The 14,412-nt window shown below is 59.6% G+C and carries 14 protein-coding genes; 12 read left to right on the top strand and 2 right to left on the bottom strand.

All coding sequences use genetic code 11. The features are described from left to right. The first annotated feature begins 28 nt into the window (after positions 1–28). From G463_RS0102380 to yajC, 9 genes are all read left to right on the top strand, one after another. Positions 29–1,180, top strand: coding sequence for an ABC transporter permease (locus G463_RS0102380; RefSeq protein ID WP_035485245.1), 1,152 nt, complete (start codon positions 29–31; stop codon positions 1,178–1,180). A 210-nt stretch (positions 1,181–1,390) separates the two neighbouring features. Continuing rightward, positions 1,391–1,948 (top strand): crossover junction endodeoxyribonuclease RuvC, encoded by a 558-nt coding sequence (gene ruvC, locus G463_RS18265; RefSeq protein WP_084171144.1) that lies wholly within the window; start codon positions 1,391–1,393, stop codon positions 1,946–1,948. Then, entirely contained in the window at positions 1,945–2,556 is a 612-nt protein-coding gene (ruvA, locus tag G463_RS0102370) for a Holliday junction branch migration protein RuvA (protein ID WP_026973916.1), read from the top strand. The genes ruvC and ruvA overlap by 4 nt, the downstream gene beginning before the upstream one ends. 56 nt (positions 2,557–2,612) lie before the next feature. Continuing rightward, the gene (gene ruvB, locus G463_RS0102365; RefSeq protein ID WP_026973915.1) at positions 2,613–3,626 is read left to right on the top strand and encodes a Holliday junction branch migration DNA helicase RuvB; all 1,014 of its coding nucleotides are present in this window, start codon (positions 2,613–2,615) and stop codon (positions 3,624–3,626) included. 66 nt (positions 3,627–3,692) lie between these two features. Continuing rightward, complete coding sequence (gene sigI, locus G463_RS0102360; RefSeq protein WP_035485241.1) at positions 3,693–4,439, top strand: RNA polymerase sigma factor SigI; 747 nt, start codon at positions 3,693–3,695, stop codon at positions 4,437–4,439. 16 nt (positions 4,440–4,455) lie between these two features. After that, positions 4,456–5,877: an anti-sigma factor domain-containing protein gene (locus G463_RS0102355; RefSeq protein ID WP_026973913.1), complete on the top strand. Its 1,422-nt coding sequence runs from the start codon at positions 4,456–4,458 to the stop codon at positions 5,875–5,877. A gap of 144 nt (positions 5,878–6,021) precedes the next feature. After that, positions 6,022–7,110 (top strand): tRNA preQ1(34) S-adenosylmethionine ribosyltransferase-isomerase QueA, encoded by a 1,089-nt coding sequence (gene queA, locus G463_RS0102350; protein ID WP_026973912.1) that lies wholly within the window; start codon positions 6,022–6,024, stop codon positions 7,108–7,110. After that, the gene (gene tgt / locus G463_RS0102345) at positions 7,085–8,215 is read left to right on the top strand and encodes a tRNA guanosine(34) transglycosylase Tgt (protein WP_026973911.1); all 1,131 of its coding nucleotides are present in this window, start codon (positions 7,085–7,087) and stop codon (positions 8,213–8,215) included. The genes queA and tgt overlap by 26 nt, the downstream gene beginning before the upstream one ends. Before the next feature lie 66 nt (positions 8,216–8,281). After that, a complete protein-coding gene (yajC, locus tag G463_RS18260; RefSeq protein ID WP_051321824.1) occupies positions 8,282–8,560 on the top strand; it encodes a preprotein translocase subunit YajC in 279 nt (92 codons plus the stop codon). Between the two features lie 65 nt (positions 8,561–8,625). Here yajC and G463_RS0102335 read toward each other — a convergent pair whose 3' ends face one another. Next, positions 8,626–9,024, bottom strand: a complete 399-nt coding sequence (locus G463_RS0102335) for a TIGR04086 family membrane protein (protein WP_026973910.1) — start codon at positions 9,022–9,024, stop codon at positions 8,626–8,628. A gap of 299 nt (positions 9,025–9,323) precedes the next feature. Between G463_RS0102335 and G463_RS0102330 the strand changes: the two genes are divergently transcribed. Then, on the top strand, positions 9,324–11,480 hold the full coding sequence (locus G463_RS0102330; RefSeq protein ID WP_026973909.1) for a sensor domain-containing diguanylate cyclase: 2,157 nt from the start codon (positions 9,324–9,326) through the stop codon (positions 11,478–11,480). A 92-nt stretch (positions 11,481–11,572) separates the two neighbouring features. Further along, positions 11,573–12,349, top strand: coding sequence for a DUF421 domain-containing protein (locus G463_RS18255; RefSeq protein ID WP_245575659.1), 777 nt, complete (start codon positions 11,573–11,575; stop codon positions 12,347–12,349). Here G463_RS18255 and spoVB read toward each other — a convergent pair. After that, positions 12,314–13,894, bottom strand: coding sequence for a stage V sporulation protein B (spoVB, locus tag G463_RS0102320; RefSeq protein WP_026973908.1), 1,581 nt, complete (start codon positions 13,892–13,894; stop codon positions 12,314–12,316). The two genes, G463_RS18255 and spoVB, sit on opposite strands and share 36 nt — an antisense overlap. A gap of 176 nt (positions 13,895–14,070) precedes the next feature. Here spoVB and G463_RS0102315 point away from each other — a divergent pair, with 176 nt between their 5' ends. Continuing rightward, the gene (locus G463_RS0102315; protein ID WP_051321823.1) at positions 14,071–14,340 is read left to right on the top strand and encodes a post-transcriptional regulator; all 270 of its coding nucleotides are present in this window, start codon (positions 14,071–14,073) and stop codon (positions 14,338–14,340) included. Positions 14,341–14,412: the final 72 nt, after the last annotated feature.

The raw sequence follows: 14,412 nt of genomic DNA, 5'->3' as shown, positions 1-14,412 counted from the left end.
ATGCGCCAAAGCAGAATGGAGGATGGACATGACGTCGATTGTCCGCAAGGAGCTCAAGCTTCTTCTCAAAGGAAAAGGAAATCTATTCTTTCTCATCATCATGCCGATGTTGTTCATGCTGCTGTTTGGCTCCGCTTTTTCCGGCGCCGACAAGGCGAAGCTGACCGTTCCATATATCGATGAGGACAACACACCGGCGTCTCAGCAGCTGCTGACGGCCATGAACCATGTGAAGGGATTTGCGCTGCAGAAGCAGACGGATTCGGTTCAGGACGCGGTCCACCGGATTCAGAACGGCACACTCGACGCGCTGTTGGTAATCCCGCACGGCTTTGGGAGCGCCCTTGGCACCGGCCATCCGGCAACGTTGACGCTCTACCGCGATCCGACGGCGGACACAGTCACCGGTCCCATTGCATCCATGGTGTCCGGCGTGGCCAACGCGTACCAAAGCTCCTATATGCAACAACAGCTTCAAGCCAAGGGGTTGTCTTCACAGCAAGTGCAGCAGGTGCTTCGGCCAGTGATTCAATTGCAACAGGTGACGGAGCAGGTGGCGCCGGGTGCTTCGGTGAGCATGGTGCAGCAGGTCGTCCCCGGCTACACGGTGATGTTTGTGTTCTTCATCATCATGACGATGCTGCGAAGTTTTCTCGGTGAACAGGAATCCGGCATGCTCACCCGGCTGCGCAGTACGCCGCTGCATCCATTGACCTATCTGATGGGGATGTGGCTGCCAAACATCCTCGCTGTGATGGTTCAGTGCGCCGTTCTCCTGACCTTTGGGCACCTTGTATACGGCGTTGCACTCGGAGATATCACGGCCATTGCAGCGATTGTCATCTGCCTGGCCATCTGTGGAACCGGACTTGGGTTGGCGGTGTCGTTCCTGAGTCGCGGGGAGAACCAGGGGCGCGGCATCACGATGCTGATTTCCTTGGGTGGGGCAGCGCTGGGCGGTGTATGGGTACCCATGCAGATGCTGCCGCAGGCTCTGCAGACCATCGGACGCTGCACACCGCAGTATTGGGCACAACAGGGATTTGAAGACGTGATGCTTCGCGGTTGGCATGTGGCTGACGTATGGCAGAGTCTGGTTGTTCTGCTCGCCTTTGGGGTTGCCGGCTTGGTGGTGGCGCTGCTGCGTTTTCCACGGTTCCTTCGCGCGGCGGCCCATTGACGCAACTCATGCACGGCGGAGGTTTGACATGTATTCACCATCGAACGCGCAAAGCGCCCAGGGGGAGACCTCGGCGCTCTTTTTTGTGGCTCCGCTTCCGCCTGCGGCGGGCACCGAATCCGTGCGCCCGCCGCGGACTTCATAAACCACAGTAGGATTTCTGTGGTCAAGAGGAGAAGTCCTATCAGGAAGTCAGGAGGAAACAGGTTCATGGGAGAACGAATCATTGGCATCGATCCGGGCATTGCCCGGCTTGGTTATGGCATCATTGACACAGACGGACAGCGCGCCGACGCCGTCGCGTACGGCTGTATTGAGACGCCCGCAGACTGGTCGGTTCCGCTGCGTTTGCAACACATTTATCGGGCGTTGCGGGAATTGGTTGAACAATACCGGCCGCGGTGGATGGCGGTGGAGGAACTGTTTTTCAACCGCAATACCACGACGGCGTTCGTCGTTGGCCAAGCGCGCGGCGTGGCGATACTGGCGGGCGTGGAAAGCGGCCTCGAACTGGCGGAGTACACGCCGATGCAGGTGAAGTTGGCGGTCACGGGATACGGGAAGGCGGAAAAACGCCAGATCCAGGAGATGGTGCGCATTCTGCTCCGGCTGGCCGAGGCGCCGAAACCGGATGACACCGCCGATGCGTTGGCGGTGGCGCTGACGCACGCCCACACGGTGCCGCCGAGGGCAAGGACGGCGCCACTCGCACCATCGCCGGCGTCGCCGTGGCGGACGGTGCGCTACGGAAGGGGGATAAAGCCGTGATTTCCTTCCTTCGCGGCTCCGTCTTTGCGGTGGGCGGCAGCTACGTGGACGTGGACGTCCAAGGCGTCGGCTACCGCGTGCACATGACTCAAACGGCCTTGTCACAATTGAAGGCCGGACAAGCGGTGTTTTTATACACGCATCAATCGGTGCGCGAAGACGGGGTGTACCTGTACGGGTTTCCGTCAGAGGCGGACCGGTTGTGGTTTGAACTGTTGATTGGCGTTTCGGGGATTGGGCCGAAGGGGGCTTTGCAGATATTGTCCGGCACCAGCGGAGAGGCGCTGGCCGAAGCCGTGTACGCGGAGGATGTGGTAGCGTTGTGCCAGTTGCCCGGCGTGGGCAAGAAGACAGCGCAGCGCCTGATTGTTGAACTCAGAGACAAGCTGGCCGCGTCGCGGCAACCGAGCTGGATTCGGTCCGGGGGAGCCGGGACCACCGGGCGAGCGCCGGTGGGAACCGTCCAGAACGACGTGATTGAGGCCCTGGTGGCCCTTGGCTATAATGAGAGGCAAGCTTCGGAAGAAGTGCGTGTGGTCCTCTCCGAATCTCCGTCGCTCGGTGTGGAGGATGCATTGCGACTGTGTTTGCAGAGGTTGTCCCGATAGCTTGGGGGACGGTGTGCAATGGTCCATCGGCGTGAATGCAACTGGAGGGGACGCGCTTGGAAGACAGGATTGTATCGGCGGATTGGAGCGGTGAGGATGGCGCCTTTGAGTCCATTCGGCCGCGATTCTTGGATGACTATATTGGACAAGAACAGGTGAAGGAGAACCTTCGCGTATTCATTGAGGCGGCCAAGGCCAGGTCGGAGTCGCTAGACCACGTCCTGCTGTACGGGCCGCCGGGGCTGGGCAAAACGTCACTTTCGATGATTATCGCCAATGAACTGGGCGTACATATTCGTATCACGTCCGGACCAGCCATTGAACGTGCAGGTGATTTGGCCGCGCTGCTGACCAATCTGCAACCGGGCGATGTGCTGTTCATTGACGAAATCCATCGCCTGTCCCGAGCTGTAGAGGAAGTACTGTATCCAGCCATGGAGGACTACGCCATAGATATTCTGATTGGCAAGGGGCCGAGCGCCCGTTCGGTGCGCTTGGATCTGCCGCCGTTCACGTTGATTGGCGCAACCACTCGAGCCGGACTGTTGTCGGCACCGCTCCGCGACCGATTTGGCGTGATTGCACACCTGGATTACTACACAGTGGACAGCCTGGCTCAAATCATTCAGCGGACCGCCGCGATTCTCAGATGTCCGCTGGAGGAAGCCGCGGCGCTGGAAATCGCCCGACGTTCGCGCGGGACACCGCGGATTGCCAACCGGTTGTTGAAGCGGGTGCGGGATTTCGCACAGGTTGCGGGCGCTGGGGTGTTGACCCTGGAGATTGCCAGGGAGGCCTTGGGGCGGTTGAACGTGGATCACCTGGGATTGGATGAACTGGATTACAAAGTTCTGTTGACGATGATTCAAAAGTTTGACGGCGGTCCCGTCGGGTTGGAGACCCTGGCGGCGGCCATCGGGGAAGAAGCTGGAACCATTGAAGATGTCTACGAGCCCTACCTGTTGCAGATGGGCCTGATTCAACGTACGCCGCGCGGACGAGTGGCAACGGTGCGCGCATATCAACATTTGAAATTTCCGCTGCCGGAACGTGGTGGTGATGAGGCGTAGGGGGCTGCGGCCGCACCCCTAGAAACGACGCGAGAAAACCGAATTTTGTAGAGCGAGGTGGAATGCGTGCGGGGATTGTCTTTTCGCCGCAAGAACACCGAGGAATCCGTGCAACTGGATACATTGTTGAGACAGGCGCAGGCCGGAGACGACGAAGCCCGCAATCGGTTGATTGAGGCGTATTCGCCCTTTGTGCTGCGGATTGCATCCCAGGCGGCAAGGCGCTACATTGAACGCGGCCGGGACGACGAATACAGCGTTGCGCTGCTTGCGATGAATGAGGCCATTGATCGGTACGATCCGGATCGGAAAGTGAATTTTTTAGGATTCGCGGAGACCATTATTCGGCGCCGGTTGATCGATCACTTTCGGGCCCAGCGAACGCAGTCGAAAGCTGTTCCGTGGACGGAATTCGACGTGGTGGATGACGAGGACAATGTGACGAATTACGTGGAGGTGCAGTCGTCCATCGCGGTGCATCAACAATCGGAAGAACAGGCAGAACGACGGCAGGAAATTGAGGAGTACGCGGAGCGGTTGAGGGAATTTGGATTGTCGTTGATGGAATTGGTGGAATTGTCGCCCAAGCACGCCGACGCCCGCCGGAATGCTATCGAAGTGGCTCGTGTGGTCGCCGATGATGAGGCGTTGCGCCGGTTCGTGTTTGAGAAGCAGGCGCTGCCGTTGAAGGCGTTGGAGGCGAAGGTGGGTGTTTCGCGAAAGACGATGGAACGGCAGAGAAAGTACATTCTCGCCGTGGTGGTGCTGCTGTGCGGCGATTTTCGCAGCTTGCAATCCTTCATCACCGAATAGAAGGGAGGGTTGAGCGATGCGGCGGCAAGGCATTGTGATGGAATTGGCCGCGGATGCCGCGGTGGTGTTGACGAAGGATGGAGAGTTTTGCAGATTGCCGAGAACGGCGAATATGCACGTGGGCAGCACGGTTTCCTGGGACGCTCCCGAACAACCGTCACACCTGAAGCACGGCAGGCGCAAGGCGATTCATCGATCCGCGTGGTACCGCATCGGCGGCGCGGCGATTGCCGCGTGCGTGGCGGTGGCCGCCGGCGCTTGGTGGAGCTTCCAGGATGGGCGAGCGACGGAGGCGTACGCAAATGTGGCCATCGATATCAATCCAAGTCTCTCCATGACCGTAAATCAGGCGATGAAAGTGTTGGCGGCGAAAGGCATCAACACAGACGGACAGCAACTGTTGTCGGCGCTTTCGAAAGACGGACATCGGCTGGTCGACGAGACCCTGCAGCAGGCGTTGTCCGACGTGACGGCGGAAGCTGCCAAGCAGGGCATGATTCCCAACCAGGACACCATTCTGATTTCCGCGGCCCCGGTCTCCACAGGGCCATCGGCACAGCAGGTTGTGGATAAAATTACCTCGGAGGCGGCGCGCAGTGTTCAGCAGGAAATTGCGGAAAATCCGCAGGTGAAGGCACATCATCCCGCAGTATGCACGCTGGGGCTGTCCGGGATGGTCTGGAACGCTGCGAGTCAGGCCAACATCTCGCCTGGTAAACTGGCCGCGTACATCATTGCGAGCAGCGAGGGAGAGCACCTGACGCTGAGTCAACTGCAAGGGCCGACACTCGACACTGTGCTGTCCGGGAAACAGGCGGCAGCCGTGTCGCAGGCGCTCAAGACGAGTGATGTGGGACAGGTGCAGCGTCTGGTCAATGCGCTGGGCGCCGTGGCCGTGGGTGCGGAAGATGGGAATGCGCGGGGCGGAACGTCTTCGAACGCGTTGAAGTCCGCGAACAGCCAGGGAACGTCCAATGGTAAAGGAGCAAGCCATTCGGGTGACAAGCTCAAACCGGGAGCGGCGGGCAACGTGCCGAGCAGCAACCGTGGTGCAGCAACGAACCATGGCTCAAGCAACAATGGAAATGACGGCAATGGCGGACCGAAGGGAGGCAATGGTCGAAAGTCGCAGGAGAGCGGTGATGCTGGAAGCTCGGTGACGGTGAGGTTCGGCAACCAGGTGATCACCATTCCCGTGGCCGGTCCGTTCAGTCCGGCGGTCAACCCGGTGCAGAGCGTGTTCAATCAGGTGACTCGCCCCGTCGGCAAGGGACACAGTTCGCCGACGACCCGAAGTGGACACGCTGTTGGACCATCGCCTGGCCACGTCAAGGCGAGCAATATGCACGCAGTACCGGAGCGAAACCATCACAACAACGCGAAGCACAGAAACAGTTGGCTGGGCAGTCTGTTCGGATTTGAACACTCCCGGCGTTGAACGGAATCTGATGGTTTGCATCCGAATTTCCGCAGTCATCGGACGCCCGCAGGTGGTGTCCATTGTGTGTTTCTCGCGTTTGGGGTCGCCGCGCCGTTCAAGTATAATGGAAGCCGATGCTTGAACGGAAAGGTGACATGACCTGTGCTTGTGGACGAATTCGACTACGAACTTCCCGAAGAACTGATTGCCCAGGTTCCGTTGGCGAACCGTGAGGACTCCCGGTTGCTGGTTGCGGATCCTGTGCAACAGTCCGTGATACATACGCAGTTTCGATCTTTGTTGGATTACCTGCAAGCTGGGGACATGCTGGTGTTCAACAACTCCAAAGTGATTCCCGCACGCCTGTACGCGGTCAAGCCGGATACCGGCGCCCAGGTGGAGCTGCTGCTGACGCGACCGCGCAGCGCGACCGAGTGGGAGGCGCTCGCGAAGCCGGCCAAGCGCTTGAAAATTGGAACGGAGCTGATGTTTCGGCGCACGGTGGACGGCGTGCCGTCCCAACCGGATGCCAACGCCACCGCGGTGGTGACCGATGTGTTGGATGGGGGCATGCGCGTCGTCCGATTTGATGTGCAAGAGCCGTTCGAGGCTTTTCTCAATGCCTTTGGCACGGTTCCCCTGCCTCCGTACATCCAAACACCGTTGCGGGAGATGTCCCGCTACCAGACGGTCTACGCGAAACCTGCGGGATCTGTGGCGGCGCCGACAGCGGGGTTGCATTTCACCGAACGCATGCTGGAACAGGTGCGGGCGGCCGGGGTGTCGTTGGAGTTTGTCACGTTGCACGTCGGTATTGGGACCTTTCGGCCCGTGCAGGTGGATGAAGTGGAAAAGCACGTGATGCACGCCGAGACGTACGAAGTGTCGGAGGCCACGGCGGACGCCGTGAATCGAGCGAAGGACGAGGGACGCCGTGTGATTGCTGTCGGAACCACCGCGCTGCGAACGCTGGAGAGTGCAGGGCAGTCCGGGCGACTGGAACCAGGCCGGCGGGAGACGGATATTTTCATTTACCCGGGGTATCAGTTCCGGATTGTGGACGCTCTCATCACCAATTTTCATCTGCCGAAATCTACGCTGATCATGCTGGTGGCCGCCATGATGGGGACATCGTTCACCCTCGATGTGTATCGAGAGGCGGTGGCAAAGCGCTATCGCTTTTTCAGTTTTGGAGACGCAATGTTCATCACCAGGAGGGGTTCGATTGACACAGTCACCGGTACGCTATGAACTGCTGCAGCGCTGCAACCGAACCGGAGCTCGGCGCGGCCGACTGCACACTCCCCATGGCAGCATTGAAACCCCGGTCTTCATGCCGGTTGGAACGCAGGCGACCGTGAAGACCGTCGCGCCGTGGGAACTGTCGGAGATGGGGGCTGGGATTATCCTGTCCAACACGTATCACCTGCATCTTCGACCCGGTGAGGACCTGGTTCGCGAAGCGGGCGGGCTGCACGGGTTCATGCGATGGGACGGAGCCATTCTGACGGACAGCGGCGGCTTTCAGGTCTTCAGCTTGTCCGACCTGCGGAAAATCACCGATGAAGGGGTCCAATTCCGCTCCCATTTGGACGGCAGTCCGCGTTTTTTCTCGCCCGAATCCGTCATGGCCATTGAGAACGCGCTCGGCGCCGATATCATCATGGCATTCGACGAGTGCCCGCCGTATCCCGCGTCGCGGGAATACCTGGAGGTATCCCTGCGCCGCACGCTGGACTGGGCAACTCGCTGCAAGGTCGCGCATCGGCGCCCTGAGAGTCAGGCTCTGTTCGGGATTGTACAGGGGGGAGAGCACCGAGATCTGCGTCGCCACGCTGCGGAGGCTCTGGTGGAACTGGACCTGCCCGGCTATGCGGTCGGCGGGCTCAGCGTGGGCGAACCGAAACCGTTGATGTGCGAAATTCTGGAGTACACCACGCCCTTTCTGCCTGCGGACAGGCCGCGCTACCTGATGGGTGTGGGTTCCCCGGACGACTTGTTCGAAGGGGTGGAGCGCGGCATCGACATGTTCGATTGCGTGTTGCCGACGCGGATTGCGCGCAATGGAACGGTCCTCACCTCGCGCGGAAAGTTGGTGATTCGAAACGCGGTGTACGCGCGGGATTTCCGGCCGCTCGACGAAGAGTGCGACTGCAGAGTCTGCCAAACGTTCACGCGGGCGTACATTCGGCATTTGATCAAAGCGGACGAGGTGCTCGGCATTCGACTGACGACGTATCACAATCTGTATTTTCTGCTGAGAACGATGGAGCGCATCCGCGACGCGATTGTGGAACAGCGCTTCCCGGAATACAAGCGCGAGTTCTACGCGAAGTACGGCTATTCCAGTTCGTGAGATTTGGTTTGTCCCCGCCGCTCGCGTCTCTGTATAATGGGGGAAACGTGGAAAGGAAGTGTGAGGTTGGCCAACGTCATTCTGATTGTTGTCATGCTCGTGGTGTTCTACGCACTGCTGATTCTGCCGCAGCGTCGACAACAGAAGCAACGTCAACAAATGATGAAAAGTTTGGGACCCGGCGCCCGGATTCTGACCACGTCGGGCATCTATGGACGAGTGACTTCCGTCCAGGACGACGTGTTGCGTGTCCAGGTTGCGGAGGGCGTGGATATGGAGTTCGATCCGCGCGCGGTCATGCGCGTGGTCGAGCCGGCACCGGAAGCCGTGCAGTCAGAGGCGTGATCGCCAGCCAGTGAAGCATGTCGCAGCCCGCGCCCCAGGTGCGGGCTGCTTGTGACACGCATGGTTCAACGGCGAACCGTGTTGACGCCGATGATTCCACCGAAACAGCCAATGAGACACATCACCAGCAGGCGGAACAGCCCTCTGGCGTCCAGGGTGAAGGTGGTAAACACCACAAGTCCTATGGCAACCATCACGAGGGCATAGACCAGTCCCACCATGCCACCGTAGAACCAACCTCTCTCCGCAGCCGCTCGGCTACCGGCGATGGCGCCGAGCAGAATGGCTGCGCAGTGTGTCGTGTATGCCGCCGCAAGCAGTTGGCCATCGCTGGGCAATCCGAGGTGCGCCCAACCTGCGACGCAGACGATGCCAACCAGTGCCCACCACAAACTGAAGGCCAGCCCGTAAAGCACCGGATAGCGGCGAAGCGCGTGCAGCGTGCCGCGAACAGACGTTTCCATTGCAGTTCCTCCTCATCATGGCAAGGTGTCGCGCAAGAACTTGTCTCTACCTTCTATGTATTGGACAATTCCTTTATGCCGGCCCCGGGGCCGGCGTTGGATTGGAATTATCGCGGATTTCGAAATATATTTGTCCACGTTGGTGACGAAGGCATGAACTGTATGATACAATGAACTACAAAACTTGCCAAAAATTATACATGAATTGGAATGTTTTCGAAGATAGGGGCGCCAGAAGAGGACAGGGTCGGGTGCAGGTGTAGGCAAGCCGTTTTCGCGGCACAAGAGAAGGTGAGTCTTTGAAACGAAATAGGCAGTTCAAGGTGGCCATGTACCAGTGGGTGGTTGGGGTCAGCGGTATCTTTCTGACGATTTGTTACATTCCGCAGATCCACCCGGGTCATTGGATGGTCGCCGCGTGGATGGCGTGTTTTGCCACGTTGCTGGAGGCGATGCCGGTTCCACTCGGTAAAGCGAGGGGAACGCTCATGATTGCGCTGCCCATTGGCGTCATGGTGCTGTACGGTGGCGCGGAAGCGATTTGTTTGAGCGTTTTCGCAATGGCAGTGGCCCCTCTCTTCCAACGTCGCAGCTCTGCGTTCAACACGTGGCTGTTCAACGTTGGCCAGTACGGGCTGAGCATGTGCGCGATGCTCGAAGTGTACGGGTGGATGCGACACGGTGCGCAGTATTCCGCGCTGGATTGGCCGACGTTCAGCGCGGTGCTGATGGGTCTCCTGGCACACGTGGTTACGAATCACAGCCTTCTGCACGTGTTGCACGTGCTGCGCGGGACGTTTGAAATTTCCGACCTATGGGACCTATTCCTGGCGGACGGTCTGAACACCGTTGTGGCCCTGCCTTTGGCCATGTTGCTGGTTTCGATGGGTGTGGCGCACGAGCTGCTCGGTCCGTTCATCGTGCTGCCGATGGTTCTCGTTGCCTATCTCATTCGACTGTATCGCCAAACGGCAGTCATGCAACGGGTTCATCTGGCGGTATCCAGATGGTTGTCCGAATTTGACGTGAAACGCTTGAGTTTGGAAGCGGCAAAAACTGCCGCCGAACTATCCTATGCGGACGCCATCGTGTTGTTCGTATTCGACGAGGCTCGGGACCGGTTGATGCCCGCCGCGTTTTGGCCGGCGAACGCCGTGGGAGAGTTCAGTCCGGCAGGATATCGCGAAGCGGACGGAGGTCTCATTTGGAGCGTGATACGGGACCAGCATTGGACGTATGTACCCAATGTCCGTCGGGATCCGCGCGTTGCACACGATGGGTTCGGTCCATACTACGAGAGCATGGCGGTGTTCCCGATGGTGTACCGCGGCGTTGTCCAGGGGGCGCTGGTTTGTTATTCACACCAAACGCACGCGTTCGGAGATTGGATCAAGTATCTCCAAACGCTGGCTGATCAGCTGTCGGTGCTGCTCGACAACGCCAAACTGTACCAGAAATTGAGAGATCAGTCGATGCGCGACGGTGCCACTGGGTTGCACAATTACCGCTACTTTTATGAAGAGTTGGCACGGAGGGTTGACCAAGCGGACAGGTTTCGCGAACCCGTGGCGGTGGCGGTGGTGGATGTGGACTTTTTCAAGAAGTTCAACGATACATACGGGCATCTCGCGGGCGACATGGTGCTCAGGTCGGTGGGGCGGTTGCTGGTGGAAATGGCGGGGCCTGACGCTGTGGTCGCCCGATATGGCGGCGAGGAGTTCGCGCTGGCGTTTTCCATGGGCGCTGACGAGGCGTTTGCCAAGATGGAAGCGATTCGCGCCGCGGTGGCGCACCACGTCGTGGAGTTTGAAGGCTACCGTCTGCAGGGTATCACCATCAGTACGGGCATTGCCGTGTTTCCGGACGACGCCGACAATGATCGCGACGTTCTGCTCAAGGCGGATTCCGCGATGTACTGGGGAGCCAAGCAGCGCGGGCGGAATCGAACGGCGTTGTACAGTCCGGAATTCGACGGACAGTTGTTTATCGACGATCTCACCGGACTCTACACGTTCCACTTTCTGACCATCAAGGTGCGCCAGGAACTGGCGGCCGGCGTTCGAAATTGGGGCGTCATCTGCGTGGATCTCGAGCGATTTAGCGAAGTCAACGCAACCTACGGGTTTGACGTGGGGGATAAGATCTTGAAGGAGACGAGTCTGCTGGTGAAGCAGAGTCTTCGTCAGAGCGAACTCGCCTGCCGCTTTGGCGGCGACGAGTTTCTCATTGTGCTGCCGAATATGACTGCGGCCGAATTGAGCGTTGTGGCGGATAGGGTTCGGCAGTCCATCGCAAATCATCGGTTTGGCGCTGGCGCATCGGCCATCATCACGCTGACCGCGGGGTTGGCGACCGATGTGTTGGATCACGTCGAGGAAGCCGCCGATTTGTTCGACCATGTGGCCGGCATGTTCACGTCGCTTCAAGTGTCGTTGAACGACCAGTCATTCGCGTGACGGCCCGTTCGGACGAATGCAAGCTCGGGTGGCGGGCGGACGCAACATTCGTTCTCCTCCGGCCATACTAGGCGGGAAGGGGGCATTCCGTTGTGTTGAAGATACCCGTCTGGGAATTTTGCCTGCGCATTCTCATCCTGTACATCGTGGTCGCCATCGCCCTGCGGGTCATGGGGAAGCGGGAGATTGGCCAATTGTCCGTGTTCGACTTCGTGGTCTCCATCATGATTGCGGAATTGTCCACGGTCCCCATGGAAGATACGGATCAGCCGCTCATGCAGGCGCTGCTGTCGGTGGGCGCGCTGGTCGCCCTGCAGGTGATTGTCGCGTTTCTGCAGATGAAGAGCCACCGCTTCCGCCACTTTGTGGACGGAGAACCGACGGTGCTCGTGGAGCACGGCCAGATTCAGGACAAAGAGTTGCGCAGAATGCGCTACACCATCAACGATCTGATGATGCAGCTGCGGGAAAAAGGCATCGCCAATGTGGCGGATGTGGAGTTCGCCATTCTGGAGACGTCCGGTAAGTTGAGCGTGTTCCCGAAAGCGGAGCATCGACCGGTGACGCCCACCGACATGAACCTCAAGGTGTCGCCGGAGTCGATTCACATGCCCATCATCGCCGACGGCGTGCCCATCCAGAAGACGCTCGACGTGCTCGGGCGCGACCAGCAGTGGCTTCGCGAGGAGCTGGCACGCCGCGGGTATGGGCAGGTGGAGGATGTGTTCTTCGCGTCGGTGGACACCGAGGGGATGCTGTTCATCGATCCGGTGGATGCCCCGAAAGATTCCGTAACGCGCTCTGAAGAGGGCACCGGCCAGCGCGGAGGGCAGTCACAGCGAAAAGGGGACCGCCCGCACCAGCATTGACAGCCAACGGCCGACGCGCGGGATGCGGCGGACGCGGCGCGTCGTCACCACGCGCATCATGCAGAGCAAGATGAAGTAGACCAGCAGGCTGCTGGTGACGGCCAGAAGCAGTTGCGGGCCGGGCATGTGTTCGTGCGGCGGTGTCAAGCACCCCGCGAACACCGTCATGGCCACCGTCGCCAGCAGGATTTTCACCGTGTCCACGGTGTCGAAGCGAAGGCCCACGAGTCGGTGCAAGCTCCACAGATGCAGCAGCGCGGTGAGCCCCACGGAGCAGGTGAGGGCCCAGGCGACACCGCGAATGCCGAGTCTTGGATCCGCGGCCAGGACGTAAATCAACACGAGTCGCGAGACACCGCCGATGACGGAATTGCGCATGGCGATGCCGGCTCGATTGAGACCCTGCAGAACGCCGCCAAGCGGACTCTGCAAATACAGCAGAAAGCCGACCGGCGCCATGATGGCGAGGATGGGGCCCACTCCCTGGTCCGCAAAGACCGCTCTGCACAGAGGCTCCGCGTAGAGCCACAGGATGACCGAGGTGGGGAAACCGACGAGCGCGGTCGCGGTCCAGCTTTGCCCGACGCGCCGCTGCACCTGCCGCCAGTTGCCGCGGGCCATCGCTTCAGACACGGACGGAACGAGGTTGGTGGCCAGGCTGCTGGTGAACACGGTGGGAAACACCAGCAGGGGAATGGCCATGCCGCCGTATTGGCCGTACAACGTGGTGGCCATCGTCGTGGACACGCCGGAGATCAACAGCGCTCTCGTCACGAGCACCGGTTCGAGGGCGTAAATGACCGACCAAATCAAACGACTCAGCGTGACAGGGGCCGCGACTTCAATCAGGGCCCGCAGGGTCTGCCGCCGATTCTCCAGGCTCCGCGGGCGTGCGTCCGGTAAAATCACGGATAGCCGTCCACGCCGCAAGTATTGGACCGCCAGCCAGACGAGGCCGGACAGCTCGCCGAGGACCATGCCCGCCATCGCGGCGGCTGCGGCAAACGCCAAAGAAACGTGGACAAAGTAGGCGGCGAGCACCCAAACGCTGAGGATGCGGACGGACTGTTCCGCAATGGAGGCCGCGGCGGGCGGCGACATGTCCTGAAGCCCTTGGAAGTAGCCGCGAAAGATGCTCGACACCGCGATGATGGATACCACGGGGATCATGGCCAAGTAAGTTGGATACGCGTTCGGATCGGTCAGCCAGTGATGTCGAACGAAGCCGCGCAACAACCACATGAGCGCGGTAAACACGGCGGCCATGGTGAGGATGACGGCGCAGCTGACACCGAGCACTCGCCGAATTCGGACCGCATCCCGCTGCGCGTACGCTTCCGCCACCAGTTTTGAGATGGCGATGGGCAGACCGGCTGTGACAAAGGTCATGACAAAGCCCAGCAGCGGAAAGACCATTTGAAACAGCCCCATCCCACCGGCGCCAATCATGCGTGTCAGGACGATGCGGTACGCGAATCCCATGACCCGGGTGACGAGCATGGCGGCCATCAGAACCATGGCGCCGTGGAGAAAGGATCGATTCATATCCGCGTTCACCCTCCGATAGCCTGTCTCTTCGACCATATGCAGCAGCGGCGGGGATTAGTCCCACGTGCGGAAATGGAGGATTGTGTGTCGAATCGGGAGGATTCCGGCGGGCGATTGTAGAACTCGGACAACAGGCAGTGTGATGGCGATGCTGTGAGAAGGAGGAGCGCAAGATGGAACACGCACTGGACCCCGTGTTCGATTGGGATTCGTATCTGCCGGATTTGCTGCCTCTCTGCGAGGCGAAGGCGGAAGAATTTCGGTCCTTGGGCTATCATGCCGTCACCGCGGACGAGGTGCTCGGCTGCGCTCGTTCCATGTTTCGCGAAACCCCGATGCTGCATCAGGCTGTGGCTGCCATCCTCGGTCTGAACATCGGGCGTTTCATGAGTCACGCCACGGTCAGCGCGTGGCGGAGAAATCCGGGGAATGATTCGGTTTGACCTGGAATTCTTTCATTCATTATACTTGGGGATGGCTGCGCGTTTGGAACAAATTCGAGTTGTTAGGAGATT

The organism is Alicyclobacillus contaminans DSM 17975 (genome assembly GCF_000429525.1).
Taxonomy (GTDB): domain Bacteria; phylum Bacillota; class Bacilli; order Alicyclobacillales; family Alicyclobacillaceae; genus Alicyclobacillus_A; species Alicyclobacillus_A contaminans.
Note: the sequence above shows the minus strand (reverse complement) of the source record. Positions and strands in the feature narration are given on the sequence as shown.

Coding starts and splice junctions, on each gene's coding strand:
- G463_RS0102380 (WP_035485245.1), top strand. CDS start 29: ATGACGTCGATTGTCCGCAAGGAGCTCAAGCTTCTTCTCAAAGGAAAA.
- ruvC (WP_084171144.1), top strand. CDS start 1,391: ATGGGAGAACGAATCATTGGCATCGATCCGGGCATTGCCCGGCTTGGT.
- G463_RS0102355 (WP_026973913.1), top strand. CDS start 4,456: ATGCGGCGGCAAGGCATTGTGATGGAATTGGCCGCGGATGCCGCGGTG.
- G463_RS0102335 (WP_026973910.1), bottom strand. CDS start 9,024: ATGGAAACGTCTGTTCGCGGCACGCTGCACGCGCTTCGCCGCTATCCG.
- spoVB (WP_026973908.1), bottom strand. CDS start 13,894: ATGAATCGATCCTTTCTCCACGGCGCCATGGTTCTGATGGCCGCCATG.
- G463_RS0102315 (WP_051321823.1), top strand. CDS start 14,071: ATGGAACACGCACTGGACCCCGTGTTCGATTGGGATTCGTATCTGCCG.